Consider the following 22,245-nt stretch of genomic DNA (forward strand, 5'->3'; position numbering starts at 1 on the left):
CCCGGCCATCGCGCGTCACAATTATGCCTGACGCAAATTCTGTGCTGCCTTCACCATGTTCGCCAGCGCGGCGCGGGTTTCCGGCCAGCCGCGGGTTTTCAGGCCGCAGTCCGGATTCACCCACAGGCGCTCAGCGGGAATGCGCTGGGCCGCTTTTTTCAGCAGGGCTTCAATCCACTCCACGCTCGGCACGTTCGGGGAGTGAATGTCATACACGCCCGGGCCGATTTCGTTCGGGTACTCGAACTCTTCGAACGACTCCAGCAGCTCCATGTCTGAGCGCGACGTCTCAATGGTGATCACGTCAGCGTCCAGCGCAGCAATCGAATCCATGATGTCGTTAAATTCGCAGTAACACATGTGGGTGTGGATCTGCGTGTCGTCCTTCGCCACCGCGGCGTTAATGCGGAACGCCTCCACGCCCCACTTCAGGTAGGCATCCCAGTCGCTGCGGCGCAGCGGCAGACCTTCGCGCAGGGCAGGTTCGTCAATCTGGATGATGCCTATGCCTGCAGCTTCCAGATCTGCCACTTCATCACGCAGCGCCAGCGCGATTTGCTTCGCGATGGTTTCACGGGTGACGTCTTCGCGCGGGAAGGACCAGCAAAGAATGGTCACCGGACCGGTGAGCATGCCTTTCACCGGCTTGTCGGTCAGGGACTGCGCATATTTCGCCCACTCCACGGTGATCGCTTCCGGACGGCTGACGTCGCCGATCACCACCGGCGGCTTCACGCAGCGGGAGCCGTAGCTCTGCACCCAGCCATTCTGGGTAAACACAAAGCCGTCGAGATGCTCACCGAAGTACTCCACCATGTCGTTACGCTCGGCCTCACCGTGCACCAGCACGTCCAGCCCCAGCCGCTCCTGCTCGATAATCGCCTGCTTGATGTGTTCGGCGATACCGGTGCGGTAGTGATTCGCATCCAGGTTGCCCTTTTTGAAGTCCAGACGCAGGCCACGGATTTCGGTGGTTTGTGGGAAGGAACCGATGGTGGTGGTCGGCCACACAGGCAGGTTGAAGCGGGCACGCTGCGCTTCGGCGCGTACCTCATATGGGCTCTGACGCTGGCTGTCCTGGACGGTGATGGCCGCCAGGCGTTTTTCCACCGCCGGGTTATGCACGCGCGCCGAGTGACGACGTGCCTGGATCGGCGCGCTCCATGCGCTGATCGCCGCCGTGTCGCCGCTGTTCAGCGCATCGCGCAGCAACGTCAGCTCTTCACATTTTTGCAGGGCGAAGGCAAACCAGCTTTTCACCTCAGCATCAAGACGGGTTTCCACGCTCAAATCGATCGGGCTGTGCAGCAGGGAGCAGGACGAGGCCACCCACAGCTCACGTTTGCCGACGATGTCCTTAATCTGCGCGTATTTCTCGGTCAGATCGGCGCGCCAGACGTTACGACCGTTAACCAGACCCGCGGAGAGCAGCCAGTCTGCGGGCAGTCGCTTGTGCAGTTCCGCGACATCGTCTTTGCCGTGAACCAGGTCAACGTGCAGGCCCTGAACCGGCAGCGCGGTAATGGTGTTCAGGTTCGGCGTGACGCCCTCAAAATAGGTGGTCAGCAGCAGCTTCACCTGCCCCGCCAGCGCGTCATACGCCGGTTTGAAGGCATCGAGCCAAACCTTGGGCAGTTCGAGCACCAGCGCCGGCTCGTCGATTTGTACCCACTGAATGCCGCGCTTGCCCAGCTCAATCAGCACCTGTTTATAGACCGGCAGAATATCCTTCAGCAGGCTGAGCCGGTCAAACGGCTCGCCTTTTACTTTGCCCAGCCACAGGTACGTGACCGGCCCAAGCAGCACGGGTTTCACCTGGTGGCCCAGCGCCAGCGCTTCGTCCACTTCATCCAGAAGCTGCGTCCAGGTCAGCCTGAACTGCTGACCTTTTACGAACTCCGGCACCATATAGTGATAGTTAGTGTTAAACCATTTAGTCATTTCCGCCGCTGCCGCTGGCTCACCCGTTGGCGCACGGCCACGGCCGATGCGGAACAGAGTATCGATATCTACCGATCCATCTTTGTTCTGATGACGAGCCGGCACGTTGCCAAGCAGCAGGCTGGTCGTCAGAACATGGTCGTACCAGGCGAAATCGCCCACCGGCAGCAGGTCAATCCCCGCCTGTTTTTGCTGATCCCAGTGACGGGCACGCAGCTCGCGTCCCACCGCCAGCAGTTCTTCACGGGTGGCGTTACCCGCCCAGTAGCTTTCTTGCGCTTTTTTCAGCTCGCGACGCAGGCCAATGCGAGGGAAACCGAGTGTGTGATTGCGGATTGTCATGGTGTGCCCCTTGTGAAATTCGTTATTTAGACGTCCAGATGTTTACACATCTATAATTGGCAGGTACTGTATATTCCTCAAGCGCAAAATGTTCATGGCGAAGTGAAGGACTTTCATGATCGAGATAAAACACCTGAAAACGCTACAAGCGTTGCGGAACTGCGGCTCGCTCGCGGCGGCGGCGGCCACGCTGCACCAGACCCAGTCCGCCCTTTCTCACCAGTTCAGCGATCTGGAACAACGCCTCGGCTTCCGTCTTTTTGTGCGCAAGAGCCAGCCGCTGCGCTTTACGCCCCAGGGCGAGATCCTGTTGCAGCTGGCGAATCAGGTCCTGCCGCAGATCGCCAGCGCGCTCCAGGCGTGCAACGAACCGCAGCAGACCACGCTGCGTATCGCCATTGAGTGCCATAGCTGTATTCAGTGGCTGACCCCCGCGCTTGAGAACTTCCGCCAGAAATGGCCGCAGGTGGAGATGGACTTTAAATCCGGCGTGACGTTCGACCCGCAGCCCTCGCTGCAGCAGGGCGAGCTGGATCTGGTGATGACGTCCGATATTCTGCCGCGCAGCGGCCTGCACTATTCGCCGATGTTTGATTATGAGGTGCGTCTGGTGCTGGCACCTGACCATCCGCTGGCGGCCAAAACGCGCATCACGCCGGAAGACCTGGCGACGGAAACGCTGCTGATTTACCCGGTTCAGCGCAGTCGTCTGGATATCTGGCGACACTTCCTGCAGCCCGCGGGCATCAGTCCGCAGCTGAAAAGCGTGGATAACACCCTGCTGTTGATTCAGATGGTGGCGGCCAGAATGGGTATCGCGGCGCTGCCGCACTGGGTGGTAGAGAGCTTTGAGCGCCAGGGTCTGGTGGTGACCAAAACCCTGGGTGAAGGACTGTGGAGCCGGCTGTACGCCGCCGTGCGCGATGGCGAGCAGCGTCAGCCGATTACGGAGGCGTTTATTCGCTCAGCGCGGAACCACGCGTGCGACCATCTTCCGTTTGTGCGGAGCGCGGAGCGACCCAGCGGCGATGGACCCACAGCGAAGCCAGGATCACCGCTCCCCCAATAAGGAAGCTCGGCCAGTGCGGCTGTTGCTGCCAGATGGCAAGGTTGACCAACAACCCAGCCGGGACATGCACGTTGTTCATGATCCCCAGCGTACCGGCGTCGACTTGCGTCGCTCCGTAATTCCACATGAAGTACCCCAACCCGGAAGCCACGACGCCCAGCCAGATCAGCACGCCCCACTGTACGGGGGTAGTCGGCAGCTTTTGTGGGTTACCGAGCATAAACCACGCCGCCACCGCGACCATCGCGGCCCCCATGTAAAACCACGCGAACGCGTTATGTTGCGGCATCGGACGGGTTTCCATCAGTCGTTTGTAGCCCACCATGCCGATGGCGAAACTGATATTGGCGAGCTGGACGAACATCAGCCCGGTCCAGAAGTGATCGCTCACTTTGTCGTAGCGAATAATCGCCGCGCCGATCACCGCCAGCGCCGCGCTCAGCAGGTATCCCCAGCGCAGACGGCGTTTACTCAGCAGATCGTAAATCAGCGTGATGTAGAGCGGCGTCAGCACGGTAAAGAGCAGGAATTCCGAGACAGACAGATAGACGTAAGCCCGGAAGCTGAACAGGTACATGATGCCGAGCTGCATCGCCCCCACCAGCATATACAGCACAATCGTTTTCAGCGACTGTCCGCGCGTGCGCAGAAACGGCAGGAATACCAGCGCCGCCAGCCCTACGCGCATCAGCACCGAGAAGTAGCTGTCGACTGAACCGGCAAGGTATTCGCCAATCAGGCTAAAGGAGAAGGCCCACAGGATAGTGGTGATAATGAGTAGCGCCACAATGCTTGTCTCTCAGAAAGAAGGACAGGCATTGTAGCGAACTCTTTAGTTGACATCTGAGCAATAAATAATCAAATGAAGATTATTCAAGGAACAGCTTGCGCAGGTATTTCGGTACCGCGTTGTCAGCGTTAGAACCAATCACCTCCAGCTCCGGGTGCAGATCTTTCAGACGCTGATGCGCGTTCTGCATGATGCAGCCCTTGCCCGCCATCGACAGCATTTCGGCATCGTTCATGCCGTCACCAAAGGCGATACAGTCTTTCAGCTCGAAGCCCAGACGTTTCGCGACCGCTTCCAGGGCATGGCCTTTGGAGACACCTCCCGCCATTACTTCCAGACAGGTGAGCGTTGAGAAGCTGACGTTAACGCGATCGCCCCAGCGGGCGTTGATCGCCTGTTCCAGCGGGAGCAGTTCTTCGTGGCTGTCGCAGGTGAAGAACACCTTACTGATCCCCTCTGGCTCAAGAAGGCCCGGCTCGTACAGGGAGTAGTTAAATACCGCTTCTTTGAAGAAACGCATTTCATCCGGACGGTGGCGGTTCATGAACCAGTCGTCGTCACGGTAAACGTTCGTGACGATAGCCGGATTGTTGTGCACCACGCCGAACAGATCGGCGGCAATATCGCGATCCAGGTTGTGGGTGAAGATCAGGTTGCCGTCGGTATCATGCACGCGCGCACCGTTGGAGGTGATCATGTACGATTTGATCTCAAGATTATCGCGGATCTGCCCCACGTCGACGTGGTGGCGGCCAGTGGCAAACACAAAGTTCACGCCCCGTGCCGTCAGCAGCTTTAGGGTCTCTTTCGCGTAAGGCGACAGGGTGTGGTCAGGGGAAAGCAGCGTGCCATCTAAATCAGATGCAACAACCTGGTACATAGGGATTTCAACCTCTGGTGGAAAACGATAATCAATTATGCCTGTTGAAAAATTCAACAATGGCGTTGAGCGCGACTGAGCGCATAGCGTCCTTTTCGAAAAGGATCTCATGGTACGCGCCGTTGATGACCAGCGGTTTTCCCCCTTCGCAGGGGTGACCGGCGGCGGCGCGCAGTTCACAATAGCGGTCATGCATGCGGTTATCCACCACACGCTCTTCTTCCGCCTGGATCAGAAGCGTCGGCGTGTCATCATCGCCCACGCCTGCCAGCACCTGCTCACCGGCCAGAATACCTTCCCGCACCCAGTGCCAGGTCGGGCCGCCGACGCGTAAGCGTGGTTCATCGGCATAAAAGCGCAGGTTACGGCGATAACGCTGCCGACTGTGGGTTAAGACGTTGATGGCGAACGGCAGCGCGCGCCAGCGTCCGGTTCCGATGGCATAGCCTTCACGAATGCGCTGATGGCCCTCAGCCCAGTCGAGAAGATGGCGCACCATCCAGTCGGGGAATCGTATGACGATACCGTACATCGGCGCGGTCAGCGCAATGGCATCGCACTGGTGTTCATAACGCTGCAAAAACAGCGTCGATATCGCGCCCCCCATGGAGTGCGCAAGGATGTATCGCTTACGCCAGGGACCGGGCTGAACTTCCTGCTGCCAGAACGCGGCAAAATCGTCGACGTAATCGCTGAAGCGATCGACGTGCCCACGGTGCGTGTCCGGAAGCATGCGCCCGGACAGCCCCTGTCCTCGATGGTCGATGATCAGCACATCGAACCCCATATGGACCAGGTCGTAGGCCAGTTCGGCGTATTTAACGTAGCTTTCAATACGCCCCGGGCAGACCACGATGACCCGATCATTTTTTTCATTACGGAAACGAACGAAGCGTACCGGGATGCCCCCGACGCCCGTAAACGCATCTTCCTCACGCTGGCGCCAGAAATCGGTCAGCGGCCCCATGGAGAAAGCAGCAAATGCGTTTTCTCGTGTTTCCCAGTCCTTTTTCTGCTGAAACATCGGGTTTCTACTCACCTAAGCCAAGGAATATCGTTTTTTCGTAACCGGTCACAAAATGACTCAACAATAGCGTATTGTGGCATAAAAACAGACGTTTCGGGAGTTTCAAATGACCTTCGAGTGGTGGTTCGCTTACCTGCTGACATCCATCATCCTTAGCCTTTCACCGGGCTCGGGCGCCATTAACACCATGACCACCTCCATCAACCACGGCTATCGCGGTGCGGCGGCATCCATTGCCGGTTTGCAGACCGGGCTGGGCATTCATATCGTGCTGGTCGGGATTGGTCTGGGGACCCTGTTCTCCCGCTCCGTGCTGGCCTTTGAAGTGCTGAAATGGGCCGGGGCGGCGTATCTGATTTGGCTCGGCATCCAGCAGTGGCGCGCGGCAGGCTCCATCAATCTCAACACGCTCGCGCAGACGCAAAATCGCGGTCATCTGTTTAAGCGCGCGGTGTTCGTCAACCTGACCAACCCGAAGAGCATTGTGTTCCTCCCGCGCTGTTCCCGCAGTTTATCGTGCCGCATCAGCCTCAGGTAATGCAGTACGTGGTGCTGGGCGCGACCACCATTATTGTCGATATCATCGTGATGATTGGTTACGCGACGCTGGCGCAGCGGATTGCGGCGTGGATTAAAGGGCCTAAGCAGATGAAGGCCCTGAATAAAGTCTTTGGTTCGCTGTTTATGCTGGTTGGCGCGCTGCTTGCGTCAGCGCGTCATGCTTAGCGAGAAATAATAAGATGAATGCCGAAGCCGGCGAACAGCGCGCCGGCGAAGCCGTCAATCCACTTCGCGATACGCTGGTAGCCACGGCGCATCGCCGGTAAGGCAAACAGGCTGGCCACGATGGTAAACCAGGCAAAGGTTTCCACAACGATCAGCAGGAAGATGCCCCAGCGTGCGCCCGCACCGACGCTATCCCCCACAAACAGCGAGAACACGGAGCCGAAATAGATAATCGCTTTCGGGTTCGCCAGGTTGGTCAGCAGCCCTTTTACAAAGCTGCGGCCGCCCGTTGCCAGCTCTACCTTTGGCTCTTCCGGTTTTTTCTCTTCTTTCTTCAGCGCCCCGCGCAGCATCTGGTAGCCCATCCAGCACAGGTACAGCCCGCCGCCGACCATAATGATGTTATGCAGCCAGGCCATCTTCGCCAGGATCAGGTTCAGACCGAGCAGCGCAACGGCCGCCCAGACCATAACGCCCATGGTGATACCGAGCACGCCCATCATCGCCTCTTTGCGGGAGCGGCTGACGGCCGTTTGTGACACGAAGAAAAAGTCAGGTCCCGGGCTCATCAACGCAACAATGTGCACTAACGCCACGGTGAGAAATAGCATCAACATAATTAACTCGCGGGGAAATAATTCAGTGAGTCATCATCCTGGCACTTTTTCGCCCGGCTGACTACTCCTCATCATCACCGTCGGCGTGAGAACGGATGAGCGCCATAAACTCTTTACCGAAGCGCTCCAGCTTGCGCGTGCCGACGCCGTTGACGCTGAGCATTTCGCTGGCGCTGAGCGGCATCTGCTCGGCCATCTCAATCAGGGTCGCATCGTTGAACACCACGTAAGGCGGGATATTCTCTTCATCGGCGATGGCTTTACGCAGCTTGCGCAGTTTGGCGAACAGCTTGCGGTCGTAGTTGCCGCCGTACGATTTTTGCATCACCCGCGGCTTGAGGGCGACCACGCGCGGCACGGCGAGCTTCAGTTCAACGTCACCGCGCAGGACCGGACGCGCCGCTTCGGTCAGCTGTAGCGCGGAGTGCTGAGCAATGTTCTGTGTGGCAAAGCCGAGGTGGATCAGCTGACGAATAATGCTGACCCAGTGCTCGTGGCTCTGGTCCTTGCCAATACCGTAGACAGGCAGCTTGTCGTGGCCCATGTCGCGGATACGCTGGTTGTTGGCACCGCGAAGCACCTCCACCACGTAGCCCATCCCGAAGCGCTGGTTCACGCGGTAAATGGTCGAGAGTGCCTTACGTGCGTCCATCAGACCATCGTACTGTTTCGGCGGATCCAGGCAGATATCGCAGTTACCGCACGGCTCCTGTCGCCCTTCGCCAAAGTAGTTGAGCAGCACCAGACGACGGCAGGTTTGCGCTTCGGCAAACGCGCCCATCGCGTTGAGCTTGTGGCGTTCGATATCCTGCAACTGCCCCTGCGGTTTTTCCTCCAGACAGCGGCGCAGCCACGCCATATCGGCCGGATCGTAAAACAGCATCGCTTCCGCAGGCAGGCCGTCACGCCCGGCGCGGCCAGTTTCCTGATAGTAGGATTCGATATTGCGCGGAATGTCGAAGTGCACCACAAAGCGCACGTTCGGCTTGTTGATGCCCATCCCGAACGCCACCGTCGCAACCACGATCTGCAGATCATCGCGCTGGAATTTCTCCTGCACGTCGGCGCGGATGTGGTTCTCTAACCCGGCGTGATAGGCGGCGGCGCTAAAGCCGCGGTTTTGCAGCCGCGCGGCGGTGTCTTCCACCTTCGCACGACTGTTGCAGTAGATGATGCCGGACTTGCCGCGCTGCTCCTGGACGTAGCGCAGGAGCTGATCCAGCGGCTTGAATTTTTCCATCAGCATGTAGCGGATGTTGGGGCGGTCGAAGCTGCTGACCTGAATATAAGGGTCGTTCAGCCCCAGCAGACGAACGATATCCAGACGGGTGGTGTCATCTGCCGTGGCGGTAAGCGCCATAAACGGCAGCTCGGGGAAGCGCTGACGCAGCTGGCCGAGGGCGGCGTATTCCGGGCGGAAATCGTGTCCCCACTGGGAAATACAGTGCGCTTCATCCACCGCCAGCAGGACCGGATTCCAGTGCGCGAGATGGTCGAGGAAGTTATCCAGCATCAGGCGTTCCGGCGCGATATACAGCAAACGGATCTGCCCGGTGCGACACCCGGCCATCACCTCTTGCTGCTGCTCCCGGGTTTGGGTCGAGTTAAGGCAGGCCGCCGCCACGCCGTTGGCGAGCAGTTGGTCAACCTGGTCTTTCATTAGCGAAATAAGCGGGGATACCACGACCGTCAGGCCGTTAAGCACCAGCGCGGGCACCTGATAACAGAGGGATTTACCGCCGCCGGTCGGCATCACCACCAGGCAGTCACGGCCTTCCAGCACCGTTTCAATGATGGTTTCCTGGCCAGGGCGGAACTGCTGGTAGCCAAAGGTTTCATGCAAAACCTGTTTTGCCAGCGACTCCTGATTCAATACTTCCGCCTGCGCCACATTAACCCCATATGCCTGAAATGAAACAGGCGCTATTTTCAGCGCCTGAGAGAGAAACTTCAACGTTTAACGCAAAAACATTCGAGCAACCTAGAGAATATCGTTCAGCATCACGCCCACGCCGACGCGGGTCTGGTTGAAGTTATAATCGATAAGCGACTCGCCGTAGCCGCTGTAGACTTGCGTATAAAGGCGAACATGCTTACTTACCGGATAGCTTAAGCCCACTTCCGCACCGCCGTAGCCGGTGTTCCAGTTGTACTGGCCTTTCGCACTCAGCACAGCATCACCTAGCTGGTAGCCGACTTTGAGCTGGTAGTAGCCCATGTATTTGGTGATGTCCGGGTTGTCATCCGTGCTGCCGACCACATACCACGGCTTCACTTCCACCATCCAGTTACCGTTCTGCGCCATCAGGCGCGTATAGGCGCGGTTCCAGCTACGGGATGTCGGATCGGAACGCCCGTTAGAATCATGGTTAAAGCCCACTTCGACGTCGCGCAGCGTCCAGCCAGCAAATTCATAATCCGTTGCGAAGCCGAGGAACAGCTGCGGCTCATAGTTGGTTTCGCGGAACGGCGAGGATTCCCCGCTGTTTGAGAGCTGCCACCAGGACTTCTGCGTATAAGAGGCACCAAACACCGAGTTCGGCCCCAGAATGCCGCGCCAGAACGGGAAGGCGAGGCTGAGCTGGAACTTCACCTCATCTTTACGCGCATTATCAGACCAGTTATAGGAGCTTATCGCCTCTTTGTTGAGATCGCTGGTCTGGGTATAAATCACGTAGTTGGTGTCATACGGATAGAGCGTGAACGGATTGTCATGCTCCTGAAGAAGGTTCGCGATAATGCTACCGTGAACGGCAGGCTTATCGTGCACCTCTTTGATTGTCGCTTCCTGCGCATAGGCTGTGAGGGGCAGCGAAACCGCCGCCAGTAACCAGGCCAGATACGTCCGCATCGGTGGTGTTCTCCTGCAAAAGAGTAAAATTGATTGAATAGTTATGTGGCGAACATTCTACAGACTTCTGCGACAACTGCTGCATCCTCGTTTCTGAAAGTGGCATTCCTCGTTGCTGAGGCATAAAATCAACATTTCGTTAACAATAAGGATGTGATGCCTCATGTCAGCCATGCTTACCGCCGAAGAAGTGTTAAAACTCGTGGGCGAGATTTTTGTTTACCATATGCCGTTTAACCGCGCGCTGGGACTGGAGCTGGAGCGTTACGAGAAGGACTTTGCCCAACTGAGCTTCAACAACCAGCCGATGATGGTAGGGAACTGGGCGCAAAGTATTTTGCACGGCGGCGTGATTGCCTCCGCGCTTGATGTGGCGGCAGGATTGGTCTGCGTGGGCAGTACGCTGACGCGCCATGACACCATCAACGAAGACGAACTTCGCCAGCGTCTGGCGCGCATGGGCACCATTGATTTACGCGTCGACTATCTTCGTCCGGGGCGCGGAAATCGCTTTACCTGTACCAGCAGCCTGCTGCGCGCGGGGAATAAAGTTGCCGTGGCGCGCGTTGAGTTACACAACGAAGAACAGGTTTATATCGCCAGCGCAACCGCCACTTATATGGTGGGTTGAGGCGGCAAAATCGGGTAAAATTGATTCACTTTTTTGTAACGGATTTTCCCGATGGATGCTAAACAGACGCGGCAGGGCGTTTTACTCGCCCTTGCCGCTTATTTTATTTGGGGTATCGCCCCGGCGTACTTCAAGCTTATCGCCTACGTTCCGGCTGACGAGATCCTCACTCACCGCGTCATCTGGTCGTTCTTCTTTATGATTGCGCTGATGAGCCTCAGCCGTCAGTGGTCGGGCGTCAAAACGCTGCTGCAGACCCCGAAGAAGATCTTCCTGCTGGCACTCTCTGCCGTGCTGATTGGTGGTAACTGGCTGCTGTTTATCTGGGCAGTGAATAACCATCACATGCTCGAGGCGAGCCTGGGGTACTTTATTAACCCGCTGGTGAATATTGTGCTGGGGATGATTTTCCTCGGCGAACGCTTCCGCCGGTTGCAGTGGTTAGCGGTGATTCTGGCCTTCTGCGGCGTACTGGTGCAGCTGTGGACATTCGGCTCGCTGCCAATTATCGCCCTCGGCCTGGCGTTCAGCTTTGCCTTCTACGGCCTGGTACGCAAGAAGATTGCGGTGGAAGCGCAGACGGGGATGCTGTTTGAAACCCTCTGGCTGCTGCCGGTGGCGGCGATTTACCTCTTCGGCATCGCCGACAGCCCAACCAGCCACATGGGCAGCAACCCGTGGTCGCTGAACCTGATGCTGATGGCGGCGGGCGTGGTAACTACCATTCCACTGCTGTGCTTCACCGGTGCAGCGACGCGCCTGCGTCTCTCCACGCTGGGCTTCTTCCAGTACATTGGCCCGACGCTGATGTTCCTGCTGGCAGTGGTGTTCTACGGCGAAGTGCCGGGGGCAGATAAGATGGTGACGTTCGCCTTTATCTGGGTGGCGCTGGCGATTTTCGTTGCGGATGCGATTTATACCCAACGCAGAGTACGTAAAGGGCTGTAGTGCCTTTTTGCCGGATGGCGGCTGCGCCTTATCCGGCCTACAGGATCTGTAGGCCCGGTAAGCGTAGCGCCACCGGGCGGATTCTCAAAGCCAGTTACGACGCTTAAAGTACAGATACGGCGCCAGGCCCGCGAGGATCATAAAGATAATCGCCCCCGGGTAACCAAAGCTCCATTTCAGCTCCGGCATAAACTCGAAGTTCATCCCGTAGCTGGAGGCCACCAGCGTCGGCGGCAGGAACACCACAGACACCACCGAGAAGATCTTGATGATGCGGTTCTGCTCGATGTTGATAAAGCCCATCGCCGCCTGCATCAGGAAGTTGACCTTCTGGAACAGAGATTCGTTGTGCGGCAGCAGGGATTCGATATCTCGTAAGATCTCACGCGCCTGCTCCAGCTGACCGCCCGGCAGACGCGCCTTGCGCACCAGGAAGTTCAGCGCGCGCTGGGTATCCATCAGACACAAACGCACCTTCCAGCCGATATCTTCCAGCTCCGCCAGCGTCGAAAGCGCTTCGTCGTACTCATCGCCCTGATGGCCTTCCATGATCACGCGGCTCAGCTTTTCCAGATCGCTGTAGATGTTTTCAATTTCATCCGCCAGCTGTTCAATTTTGGTCTCGAACAGATCGAGCAGCAGTTCGTACGCGTTGCCGTCTACCATCGCCTGGCTACGGGCGCGCATGCGGTAGAGGCGGAATGCCGGTAGCTCACGCTCGCGCAGGGTAAACAGACGACCGTCGCGAATGGTAAACGCCACGGTGGAGTTGCCCGCGTGGTCTTCGGCATCTTCAAAGAAGAAGAAGGAGTGAATATGCAGACCGTCTTCGTCTTCAAAAAAACGCGCGGATGCTTCGATGTCTTCCAGTTCCGGGCGCGTTGCCAGGCTTTGCCCCAGCTCAGATTGTACGCGAAGGCGCTCATCGTCGTCCGGCTCGACCAGATCCACCCATACGGCATCAATGAGGGGCTGTGACTCTTCGGCTTCAAGCCGAGTCAGTCGGTTATTTTCGAGTTGAAATGCGCTCAACATGACCGGGACTCCCAATGCAAAAAATATCGGACAGTTCGGTGGGCACACAGAAACAAATTGGGTTTCAGACCATTAAACAGCCTGACTCAGCGCGACGGGAATAGAGCAGTCGCTGACAACCACTAAGGCCATCAGCAAGAGGAGATAGCCTTAGGAGTTGTTCCTGGATGACAGGGAATTGAGCCAGTATCTACTGGGTGTGTCCAAGGCGAATGTCCTCTTAGCGTAATCGTGCGCGCATGTTACGCCAGCTATAACTGTGGCGTCAACACGCAACGGAACGCTGAAGGGCATTAATTGACCTTCACTGTATAAGGCTAGCAGATTATTGCAAAATAATGATATTTTTCTGAATGTTAGACTGTTTCCAGCTTCGCGTAGGCCGCCACCAGCCATTTGATCCCCTGCCCCTGGAACGCCACCTGCAGGCGGCTGTGCTCGCCGCTGCCTTCCAGATTCACAATGGTACCTTCGCCAAACTTCGAATGGCGCACGCGCTGGCCCAGCTTGTAGCCGGTGTCGGTTTCCGCAATCGGCGAGCCCATGCGCTGATGGCTGACCGGGCGGCTGATGCTCGCCCGCAGACGTACCTCTTCGACACACTCTTCCGGCAGTTCACCGATAAAGCGCGACGGACGGTGATAGACCTCTTTACCGTACAGACGTCGGGTTTCAGCGTAGGTCAGCGTCAGCTTCTGCATCGCTCGCGTCACGCCCACGTAGGCCAGACGGCGTTCCTCTTCCAGACGTCCGCCTTCATCCAGCGACATCTGGCTCGGGAACATCCCCTCTTCCATGCCGACGATAAACACCTGCGGGAATTCGAGGCCTTTGGCAGAGTGCAGGGTCATGAGCTGAACCGCATCCTGCCAGGTGTCCGCCTGCCCTTCGCCCGCTTCCAGCGCGGCGTGGGAAAGGAACGCCTGCAGCGGCATCAGGTCTTCGTCTTCTTCGTTGTAGCTGAACTGGCGCGTTGCCGTGACCAGTTCCTCTAAGTTCTCAATACGGGTCTGGCCCTTCTCGCCTTTTTCCTGCTCGTACATGGTGCGCAGGCCCGAGTCTTTAATCACCCGGTCGGTCTGCACGTGCAGCGGCATGTCGGCGGTTTCCTGCGCCAGGGCGTCAATCAGTTCAAGGAAGCGCTGCAGGGCGCTGGCTGCGCGTCCGGCAAGGGCCTTTTCCTGCAGCAACTCGCGGCACGCCTGCCACAGCGTCAGCTGGCGGTCGCGCGAGGCCTGACGCACCACGTCCAGCGTACGGTCGCCAATCCCGCGGGTTGGGGTGTTCACCACGCGTTCAAACGCCGCGTCGTCGTTACGGTTGGCAATCAGACGCAGATACGAGAGCGCATCTTTGATTTCCTGGCGTTCGAAGAAGCGCATGCCGCCGTAAATGCGGTACGGCATGCCCACCTGCAGCAGCGCCTCTTCCAGCACGCGCGACTGGGCGTTGCTGCGATAGAGAATGGCGCACTGCTCCAGCGCGCCGCCGTTGTCCTGCCAGGTTTTGATGCGGTTGACCACGAAGCGCGCTTCGTCGAGTTCGTTAAACGCGCAGTAAATCGAAATCGGTTCGCCGTCTACGCCGTCGGTCCACAGCTTTTTACCCAGACGCCCGTTGTTGTTCTCAATCAGGGCGTTGGCCGCGCTCAGAATATTGCTGGTTGAGCGGTAGTTCTGCTCCAGACGGATGGTCTGTGCACCCGGGAAATCGTTGAGGAAGCGCTGGATGTTCTCCACCTGCGCCCCGCGCCAGCCGTAGATCGACTGGTCATCATCGCCCACGATCATTACCTTGCCGGTATCACCGGCCAGCAGGCGGATCCACGCGTACTGGATGTTGTTGGTATCCTGGAATTCGTCCACCAGGATATTGGTGAAGCGTTCACGGTAGTGCTGCAGGATGTGCGGCTTGTTGAGCCACAGCTCGTGGGCGCGCAGCAGCAGCTCGGCAAAATCCACCAGGCCGGCGCGATCGCACGCTTCCTGATAGGCCTTGTAGACGTTCTGCCAGGTCTGCTCGACCGGGTTGCCGAAGCTCTGAATGTGATGCGGGCGCAGCCCTTCGTCTTTCTGGCCGTTGATGTACCACATCGCCTGACGCGGCGGCCACTGCTTCTCATCAAGGTTCATCGCCTTGATCAGGCGCTTCAGCAGACGGAGCTGGTCTTCGCTGTCGAGGATCTGGAAATCCTGCGGCAGGTTGGCGTCCATGTGGTGCGCACGCAGCAGGCGGTGCGCCAGACCGTGGAAGGTACCGACCCACATGCCGCCCTGGCTGGTGCCCATCAGCTGCGCGATGCGGTGGCGCATCTCCGCCGCCGCCTTGTTGGTGAACGTGACCGCCATGATGGAGTACGGCGAGCAGTTTTCCACGCTCTGCAGCCAGGCGATACGGTGAACCAGCACGCGCGTCTTACCACTGCCCGCTCCAGCCAGCACCAGCAGGTTGGTGCGCGAGGCGGCAACCGCGTCACGCTGTTTGTCATTAAGGCTGTCGAGCAGGTAAGAAACGTCCATTGGCACCGTCACGTCATGTCGGGCAGGCGAAGCGCATTCGCCAAAACCCTGTTAATTTATACAGAACAATTGATGATTATATCAGCGTCGTGAGGGATGCCAACCGCGAAATTTCCACGTGCGGCAGAAGACGGCTATCGGAGGCGATCATCAAGTCAGCGTTTTCCGGCTTGATCCAGCAGGCCTGCATGCCGCAGCGGATAGCGCCCGCCACGTCTGTGGTCAGGTCATCCCCCACGTGCAGGATCTCACCCAGCGGCAGGTTAAGCTTATCTGCCGCCAGATGGTACATGTCACTGAATGGCTTCGCGCGCCCGTGAGGACCCGCACGCAGCACGAATTCAAAGTAATCGCTCAGGCCAAACAGCTCCGGCTGGGCATTGCCGTTGGTGATGGCCACCAGCGGCCACTTTTCGGCAAGCTTCGCCAGCGTGTCGTGGGTTTCCTGCGGCACGTCGATACGGCTGCGCCATTTGGCGAAGTTTTCCATGGCCGCTTCCGCCCCAATGGCGGCATCCTGCGCGCTCAGGCCCACATTCAGCATCGCCTGCTCAACCGCGCGACGACGCCATTCGGTCACGTCGTGGTAAATGTCCGGCTCGGTCTCCCGCAGGGACTGGCGCAGCTTCTGGAAATCCTTGTTCTGTATCGCCTTCAGCGCGGGATGGTAGTTCTGCACAAACGCCAGGGACTCCTGCTCGGTACGCAGGATCACCTCGCGGTTGTCATAAAGAGTGTCATCAAGGTCAAACGTCAGGGCTGAGATCTGACCGAGTGGGCGGTAAAAACGCATTATTTCCCCCGTTTGGCGCGTGGATGCGCCGCGTCATACACCGAGGCAAGGTGTTGGAAGTCTAAGTGGGTATAAATTTGTGTGGTCGACAGGTTCGCATGGCCGAGCAATTCCTGCACGCCGCGCAGATCGCCGCTCGACTCAAGCATATGTGTTGCAAAGGAGTGGCGCAGCTTGTGCGGATGCACGTGGCTGTTTAGACCCTGCTTAATGCCCCACTCCGCAAAGCGCTTCTGCACGTTACGCGCCGAGATCCGCTTGCCGAGTTTCGACAGGAACAGCGCGTCTTCGTCGGAGCCAAACAGCCCGCGCAGGTCAAGCCAGTGCTCAATCCAGGAGACCGCATTGCGGCCAATCGGCAGGCGGCGCTCTTTGCTGCCCTTACCCATTACCCACACTTCGCCCGACTCCAGATCGAGATGCTTGAGATCAAGGTTGACGAGTTCAGACAGACGCAGCCCGGCACCGTACATCACCTCCAGCATCGCGCGGTCGCGCACGGCCAGCGGATCGTTCAGATCGATATCCAGCAGACGGTTTACGTCGTCAACGTCAATATTTTTAGGCAGATGGCGCGGCGCCTTCGGCGTGGCGATCCCTTTTGCCGGGTTGGCTTTTAAGCCCCCCTGGCTGACCAGCCAGTCGAAGAAGCTGCGCAGCGCTGAGAGCCTGAGCGCCAGGCTCGCCGGGCTGAGATTTTTTTTACGGCTACGCACAACAAACCCGCGTACCGTCGCAGCATCACATTGTTGCCAGCTTTTCAGGCCGATTTCGTCGGCGATCTGCATGATGGCATCAAGCTGACGCTGATAGTTAAGCAGCGTAATGGGGCTAAGTTGACGTTCCACGCCGAGATAGCGCAGAAAGCGCGAGACGTCAGTGCCGAGCAGTCCGTCCGTCATACGCGCTCAATCCAGCGCTCCAGCAGCTCAGGCAGCATCAGGGCGATCTCCTGCAGCAGGTGCGTGGCTTGCCCCTGCTCATAGTGATGCGCGTCGCGGCTGGTAAATAAGATGACGCCCAGATCGCCATCGCGCCCCATCAGCGACATCGCCACCGAGCCAATCGCTTTGGCCTCCGGCAACACCACCAGCAGCTCAGGTCCATTAAGCGGCCCCAGATAGTGGTGTTCATGGCCCAGACGCTGTATGCGCAGCGGTTCAAACGCCTGACGGCTCAGTGCCAGATGGGTAAATCCCGACGGCGCGCCGATGCGCCAGCGGTCAGGGAAAAGACGAATCGTTGCGCCCGCCAGCCCCAGCTCGCGCGCCCAGCGGTGGAAGCGGCTGAGGAACTCGTCAAGGCTGTGCGCCGACGCCAGACGCGCCTGCAGATGCAGCAGACGATAGAACAGGCTTTCGTTGGTGCTGGCCTGCTCCATCAGCAGCGTCATGTTCTCTTCGAGCTGGTTGATGTGGTTGCGCGCGCGCGCCATGTGCCATTCCACCAGCGACACGGTCCCGCGAACCGGATGCGGCACGCGCATCTCTTCGACGACGCGTGCATTGCGAATAAAAAACTCAGGATTGCGCAGCAGATAATCAACAACAGCCCTGTCGTCCAGTTCCGTCACTGTTTCCTGCAGTTCTTCCCCTGGTTGTTTCATAGATGGATAAACCCGTCATAGACATGTGCCGCCGGGCCAGTCATATACAGTGGATGACCCGGTCCTTTCCAGGCGATATCAAGCCGACCGCCCGGTAATTCCACGCGAACCTCTTCTGCCAGTAGCCCCTGGGAGATGCCCACGGCCACTGCCGCACAGGCTCCGCTTCCGCAGGCCTGAGTCTCGCCCGCGCCGCGCTCATAAACCCGCAGACGAATGTGCTCGCGCTTCACCACCTGCATAAAACCGATGTTCGCGCGCTCCGGGAAACGTTCGTGGCTTTCCAGCACCGGGCCGAGCGTTTCGACCGCCGCGGTTTCCACATCATCAACCTGAATCACGCAGTGTGGGTTACCCATTGAGACGACGCCGCACAATACTGTCTGCTCGGCCGCCCGCATAATATAGGTCTTTTCCGCTTTGTTTGCGCGAAACGGTACGACGGAGGGCTCGAAGTTAGGCTCGCCCATGTTCACACGCACCAGCTCATCATCGGTGACGCTGAGCACCATGCGACCATTGGCCGTGCTGACGCGAATATCACGCTTGTTGGTCAGCCCTTTCAGGCGCACAAAGCGGGCGAAACAGCGCGCGCCGTTGCCGCACTGGTTCACTTCGCTGCCGTCCGCATTAAAAATACGGTAGTGGAAATCGAGGTCGGGATCGTACGGCGGCTCAACCACCAGCAACTGATCGAACCCCACGCCCAGATGCCGATCCGCCAGACGACGGATCAGTTCCGGGGAGAAAAACACATTCTGCGTTACCGCGTCGACGACCATAAAATCGTTGCCAAGGCCATGCATTTTAGAGAACTGCATCATTTGCTCCATTGCGCGGGTACAGAACGTTGTCGTCAGAGATTAACCTGAGTCGGGCCGCCGTTGTCGCCACGGTCGTTAGTGTTTGGCGTGGAAGACTCAATGCCGCTGTTAACCGGTTTCGTCGGCGGCGGTGCGGTTTTATCCGCAGGCGGAAAGTACAGTGGTCCCTTCAGTCCGCAGCCAGTCAGGCTAAACAGCGTGATGAGAACGGCAAGCGTTCGGAAAGCGTTTTTCATTATAAAGTTGCCCGTAAGTTCAAATCTGTTTCTATCATCGCAGGAGAAGACACAAAAGCAAGAGTTTGCCGCTTTCCTGCAACGGGAATTATTTAGGGTTATACTGCCGGCATCACGAAAAACAGGAACAAAACCATGAACGACAGTGAATTCCATCGCCTTGCCGACAACCTGTGGATGACCATCGAAGAGCGTATTGACGACTGGGACGGCGACAGCGATATCGATTGTGAAATCAACGGCGGTATTCTGACCCTGAGCTTCGAAAATGGCAGCAAAATTATTATTAACCGCCAGGAGCCGCTTCACCAGGTCTGGCTGGCCGCTAAACAGGGCGGCTATCATTTCGATCTGAAAGACGGGGAATGGGTTTGCGACCGCAGCGGCGTGCCGTTCTGGGATCTGCTGGAACAGGCCGCGACTGCACAAGCGGGTGAGGCGGTGAGTTTCAGGTAGTTTTGTCGCCCGGTGGCGGCTACGCCTTACCGGGCCTGCAACGGCTCGAACCGTAGGCCGGGTAAGCGTAAGCGCCACCCGGCGAAAAGGCTCAGGAGAAGTACTGCTGCAACAGCGGCGCGGTGTCCTGATTGGCAGGTGCGGCAGGCGTGACGGCCTGGGTGCGGAACGGAATCACCTGCGTACGACCGTCGACGTTCACAATCTGGTAGAACTGCGGCAGGTTAAAGTTGATAAAGCTTGAGCCGTAGGTAAAGCGGTCATGCGAAGAGGAGTAGAAGCGGCTGACGTCGCGCACCAGCTCCTCTTTACTGCCTTCACAGTGGTGATACACCTCGGCGCGGTTGGTCTCATCCAGAATGTAGATGTTAAACCCGGCGTTATCACCCGACTCTTCAAAGAAGAACTGAATAATCCCTTCACTGGCAAAGCCGTCCACCACCTGCGGGAGCTTGACGTGGTTGGTTTCCACCTGCACCGACAGGCCATGCAACTTGTTATGCGAAATCGCGCCGTAGAATTCGATGGCGTTTTCCAGCTTCTGTACCGACACGTTGAGACGTTCAAAGAACAGGCCCCAGGTCTGACCGGAGACGCGCAGCGCCTTAAAGCGCCCGGTTTCCTGACGGGTACTGGAGAGACGCAGTTCGATACATTCCGAGACCAGCTGCTGCACGCGGGTACGAATCAATCCACGCAGGTGCTGGCTGTAGCAGAACACTTCCACGCTGTCCGGCGGCGCGGCATCCTGGTGCATCTTGCCGAGAATGGTTTTCAGCGCCTCGATCATCGCCTGCTCGCCGTTGAAGTGCAGGGTACGCACTTCGTTCCACGAGTTGCGGTAGAGCAGGTCCACGCTGCCGACCAGGCAGTTTTGCTGCTCGCCAAAGCTAAAGACGTCCAGCTTGCGGAAGTCAAAATGGACCACCTGATTGCGGAAGGCCGCGGTCGGGTCATATTCCAGGTTGACGATAATCGCCAGATGGCGAATCTCGCACGGGCTGTAGAGCGCTTTTGGCGTCGGCGCAGGCAGACGCAGCGGGAAGTGGTGCGACACATCCGCGACCATCTCCTGCAGCTTAGCGAGATCGACCACCTCGTTGCCTTTGATAAACAGGCGCGTGCGCGAGGTCAGCAGGCCGTTGAACCAGGCCCAGGCCACCAGCTTGTTCAGATAGCGGTTATATTCCAGCGGCTGATGGCTGATGATGGAATCCATGCTTGGCGCACGGTTGTACAGATACCACCCGGTGCGGTTCGCGCGGCCCGGCGGCACGTAGATAAAGGTCAGGTTCGGTTCTGACAGGTCAGGCGAAATCTGCGGGTTAACCAGCGTGACTTTACCCGGCAGCGCTTCAAACGCGGCGTACAGCTTACGGGTCAACACTCCGATGTCCTGCGGACTGGCGGAAACGCTGAGGTTGTTACGGCGCGCAAAGCGGATCAGGTTACGGTAGCTTTGCATCATCGCATCGAGCAGTTCGTTGTGCGCTTCACGCACCTGATCGATTTTCCAGTTGGCCCGGTTGTCGAGCATGGACAGACGCGCTTCGTCCCATCCCCACTCTTTGACTAACTGACTGACCACTTCACGACGCCAGCCCACGCAGGCGCGCTCGCGGCTCAACTTCTCACAGACTTTGAGATAGAAACATCGACGCACCAGGTCAAGACGCGTAGTGTCATCAATGGCTTTCAGGTATTCGGTCACGCGCTCCAGCATCATGCAGTAGGCGTCGAGCCCGAAGGAGACGATTTCCCCGTCGTGCAGTCGCTGCTTGATGTCTTTCGCCAGCAGGCGCGGCGTCGGGTATTCCCAGGAATAGGCTTCAAGCAGCAGCGTTTTGAGCACCGCTTTGTACGGCGAGTCGATACTCTTATAGAGCTGCCAGAGGCTTGCGCCGAAGTACTCTTCCGCAGACAGAGAGCTGAGACCGCCGAGGTCCAGCCATTCGTTTGGCGTCAGTACGCCCTGCGCATAAAGCGACATGACGTAATCGTCGTAATGCTCTTCCTCTTCACACGGGACCATATTCCACAGAATACGCTTCCCGGCCAGACGCACAGCAGTACGGTAGAATTCATCCAGCAACAGGATGTGCTGGGTCGAGCCGCAGTCCTCACCACCCAGACTGCCGCTTTCGTTATGGCGGAAACGGTTTTCATCAATCAGGAAGAAGCTCACTTCCACACCGAGTGATGCCGCCCAGCTCTCCAGCAAGCTGCATTTACGCTGCAGCAGCTGACGCTCTTCGTTATCGAGCCAGGACTGATGGCAGACCCAGATGTCCAGGTCCGAAGAACAGCTTTGCCCTACCGATGAGGTGCTCCCCATTGAGTAAACACCGGTAATCGGCAGCTCACCTTTTGGGGACTCCTGCGGCGGCATGCCACGGTAGAGTTCCAGCTCGTTCAAATAATGCTGTTGGGTTTCATCAGGCGTGAAAAGGCAAATGCCCTGGGGAACGTTACCATCAAGGTAGCCAGGCATCAGCGGGTGGTGATAGTGCAATAATGTCGGCAGCAGACTGTATACCTGCTGGAAAGCAGGACCCATAGCAGCAAGCGCGCGATCCACACGCAGTTGATTTATGGCATCCAGTCTCTGTTTCAGAGTCTCAATATAGAGGTACAAGACGTATCGCCTGATGTTTCCGGGTGTCGCAGCTATTCAAAACACGAGTAACAGCGGACCCGCAGTATTTCAAAAAGATAACCGTTACCCTTTTTCGCCCTTATCATTTTTGGTGGTACCGACGAAAAAATGGTCTAAAACGTGATCAATTTAACACCTTGCCGATTGACCGTAAAGAAAGATGCGCTACATACAAGTGTAGCACCGTTCTGTACGTGTAAATTCCTGAATACGGCTATGGCTGACGAATACGCCGCCTTGTCCCTCTCGCGCTTCATCAACCGTAAAACTGCCATCCCAGAGTCAACAATGTTAGGAT

20 protein-coding genes and 1 pseudogene are annotated in these 22,245 nt (G+C 57.8%); 5 read left to right on the top strand and 16 right to left on the bottom strand.

Annotated elements, in window-relative coordinates:
- Window positions 1-21 precede the first annotated feature (21 nt).
- Window positions 22-2,283 carry a 5-methyltetrahydropteroyltriglutamate--homocysteine S-methyltransferase gene (gene metE, locus KGP25_RS23335; RefSeq protein WP_223539677.1) on the bottom strand — a complete coding sequence of 754 codons (2,262 nt, stop codon included), beginning with the start codon at window positions 2,281-2,283 and terminating at the stop codon, window positions 22-24.
- Between the two features lie 115 nt (window positions 2,284-2,398).
- On the opposite strand from metE, the gene metR reads away from it, so the two are divergent.
- Entirely contained in the window at window positions 2,399-3,352 is a 954-nt protein-coding gene (gene metR, locus KGP25_RS23340) for an HTH-type transcriptional regulator MetR (protein ID WP_024907993.1), read from the top strand.
- On the opposite strand, the gene KGP25_RS23345 is transcribed toward metR, so the two are convergent.
- The 3 genes from KGP25_RS23345 to pldB all read right to left on the bottom strand — a co-directional run bounded on the left by KGP25_RS23345 (window position 3,240) and on the right by pldB (window position 6,046).
- A complete protein-coding gene (locus KGP25_RS23345; protein ID WP_045909224.1) occupies window positions 3,240-4,139 on the bottom strand; it encodes a carboxylate/amino acid/amine transporter in 900 nt (299 codons plus the stop codon). The genes metR and KGP25_RS23345 overlap by 113 nt on opposite strands.
- Before the next feature lie 82 nt (window positions 4,140-4,221).
- The gene (gene yigL, locus KGP25_RS23350; RefSeq protein ID WP_021242854.1) at window positions 4,222-5,022 is read right to left on the bottom strand and encodes a sugar/pyridoxal phosphate phosphatase YigL; all 801 of its coding nucleotides are present in this window, start codon (window positions 5,020-5,022) and stop codon (window positions 4,222-4,224) included.
- 31 nt (window positions 5,023-5,053) lie between these two features.
- Entirely contained in the window at window positions 5,054-6,046 is a 993-nt protein-coding gene (gene pldB, locus KGP25_RS23355) for a lysophospholipase L2 (protein WP_045417641.1), read from the bottom strand.
- A gap of 109 nt (window positions 6,047-6,155) precedes the next feature.
- Between pldB and rhtB the strand changes: the two are divergent.
- Window positions 6,156-6,775, top strand: a pseudogene (rhtB, locus tag KGP25_RS23360) (homoserine/homoserine lactone efflux protein).
- Here rhtB and rhtC read toward each other — a convergent pair.
- The 3 genes from rhtC to pldA all read right to left on the bottom strand — a co-directional run bounded on the left by rhtC (window position 6,772) and on the right by pldA (window position 10,243).
- Window positions 6,772-7,392 (bottom strand): threonine export protein RhtC, encoded by a 621-nt coding sequence (gene rhtC / locus KGP25_RS23365; RefSeq protein ID WP_010426287.1) that lies wholly within the window; start codon window positions 7,390-7,392, stop codon window positions 6,772-6,774. The pseudogene rhtB and the gene rhtC overlap by 4 nt on opposite strands.
- 61 nt (window positions 7,393-7,453) lie before the next feature.
- On the bottom strand, window positions 7,454-9,283 hold the full coding sequence (gene recQ / locus KGP25_RS23370) for an ATP-dependent DNA helicase RecQ (RefSeq protein WP_032644788.1): 1,830 nt from the start codon (window positions 9,281-9,283) through the stop codon (window positions 7,454-7,456).
- 90 nt (window positions 9,284-9,373) lie between these two features.
- Entirely contained in the window at window positions 9,374-10,243 is an 870-nt protein-coding gene (gene pldA, locus KGP25_RS23375) for a phospholipase A (protein WP_023615553.1), read from the bottom strand.
- 163 nt (window positions 10,244-10,406) lie between these two features.
- Here pldA and yigI point away from each other — a divergent pair, with 163 nt between their 5' ends.
- Together yigI and rarD are read left to right on the top strand one after the other, a co-directional pair.
- The gene (yigI, locus tag KGP25_RS23380) at window positions 10,407-10,874 is read left to right on the top strand and encodes an acyl-CoA thioesterase YigI (protein WP_008501538.1); all 468 of its coding nucleotides are present in this window, start codon (window positions 10,407-10,409) and stop codon (window positions 10,872-10,874) included.
- A 51-nt stretch (window positions 10,875-10,925) separates the two neighbouring features.
- The gene (rarD, locus tag KGP25_RS23385; RefSeq protein ID WP_223539678.1) at window positions 10,926-11,822 is read left to right on the top strand and encodes an EamA family transporter RarD; all 897 of its coding nucleotides are present in this window, start codon (window positions 10,926-10,928) and stop codon (window positions 11,820-11,822) included.
- Between the two features lie 84 nt (window positions 11,823-11,906).
- Here the strand turns inward: rarD and corA are convergent, their stop codons facing one another.
- The 8 genes from corA to KGP25_RS23425 form a co-directional block, all read right to left on the bottom strand.
- Window positions 11,907-12,857 carry a magnesium/cobalt transporter CorA gene (gene corA / locus KGP25_RS23390; RefSeq protein WP_008501540.1) on the bottom strand — a complete coding sequence of 317 codons (951 nt, stop codon included), beginning with the start codon at window positions 12,855-12,857 and terminating at the stop codon, window positions 11,907-11,909.
- A 150-nt stretch (window positions 12,858-13,007) separates the two neighbouring features.
- On the bottom strand, window positions 13,008-13,064 hold the full coding sequence (ysgD, locus tag KGP25_RS23395) for a YsgD/CorL family protein (protein WP_212743980.1): 57 nt from the start codon (window positions 13,062-13,064) through the stop codon (window positions 13,008-13,010).
- 149 nt (window positions 13,065-13,213) lie between these two features.
- Complete coding sequence (uvrD, locus tag KGP25_RS23400) at window positions 13,214-15,376, bottom strand: DNA helicase II (RefSeq protein ID WP_008501541.1); 2,163 nt, start codon at window positions 15,374-15,376, stop codon at window positions 13,214-13,216.
- Between the two features lie 76 nt (window positions 15,377-15,452).
- The gene (yigB, locus tag KGP25_RS23405) at window positions 15,453-16,169 is read right to left on the bottom strand and encodes a 5-amino-6-(5-phospho-D-ribitylamino)uracil phosphatase YigB (RefSeq protein ID WP_045909227.1); all 717 of its coding nucleotides are present in this window, start codon (window positions 16,167-16,169) and stop codon (window positions 15,453-15,455) included.
- Window positions 16,169-17,071, bottom strand: coding sequence for a tyrosine recombinase XerC (gene xerC / locus KGP25_RS23410; protein ID WP_196365688.1), 903 nt, complete (start codon window positions 17,069-17,071; stop codon window positions 16,169-16,171). Before xerC ends, yigB begins: the two co-directional genes overlap by 1 nt.
- Entirely contained in the window at window positions 17,068-17,775 is a 708-nt protein-coding gene (locus KGP25_RS23415) for a DUF484 domain-containing protein (RefSeq protein ID WP_032646075.1), read from the bottom strand. The genes xerC and KGP25_RS23415 overlap by 4 nt, the downstream gene beginning before the upstream one ends.
- Window positions 17,772-18,596: a diaminopimelate epimerase gene (gene dapF, locus KGP25_RS23420; protein ID WP_008501545.1), complete on the bottom strand. Its 825-nt coding sequence runs from the start codon at window positions 18,594-18,596 to the stop codon at window positions 17,772-17,774. The genes KGP25_RS23415 and dapF overlap by 4 nt, the downstream gene beginning before the upstream one ends.
- A 35-nt stretch (window positions 18,597-18,631) precedes the next feature.
- Window positions 18,632-18,835: a lipoprotein gene (locus KGP25_RS23425; protein WP_032646076.1), complete on the bottom strand. Its 204-nt coding sequence runs from the start codon at window positions 18,833-18,835 to the stop codon at window positions 18,632-18,634.
- A gap of 135 nt (window positions 18,836-18,970) precedes the next feature.
- Between KGP25_RS23425 and cyaY the strand changes: the two genes are divergently transcribed.
- Window positions 18,971-19,291: an iron donor protein CyaY gene (cyaY, locus tag KGP25_RS23430; protein ID WP_045909228.1), complete on the top strand. Its 321-nt coding sequence runs from the start codon at window positions 18,971-18,973 to the stop codon at window positions 19,289-19,291.
- 91 nt (window positions 19,292-19,382) lie between these two features.
- Here cyaY and cyaA read toward each other — a convergent pair whose 3' ends face one another.
- Window positions 19,383-21,926, bottom strand: coding sequence for a class I adenylate cyclase (gene cyaA, locus KGP25_RS23435; RefSeq protein WP_045909229.1), 2,544 nt, complete (start codon window positions 21,924-21,926; stop codon window positions 19,383-19,385).
- Window positions 21,927-22,245: the final 319 nt, after the last annotated feature.

It is taken from the genome of Enterobacter sp. JBIWA003 (genome assembly GCF_019968825.1).
In the GTDB taxonomy this organism is placed as follows: domain Bacteria; phylum Pseudomonadota; class Gammaproteobacteria; order Enterobacterales; family Enterobacteriaceae; genus Enterobacter; species Enterobacter quasiroggenkampii.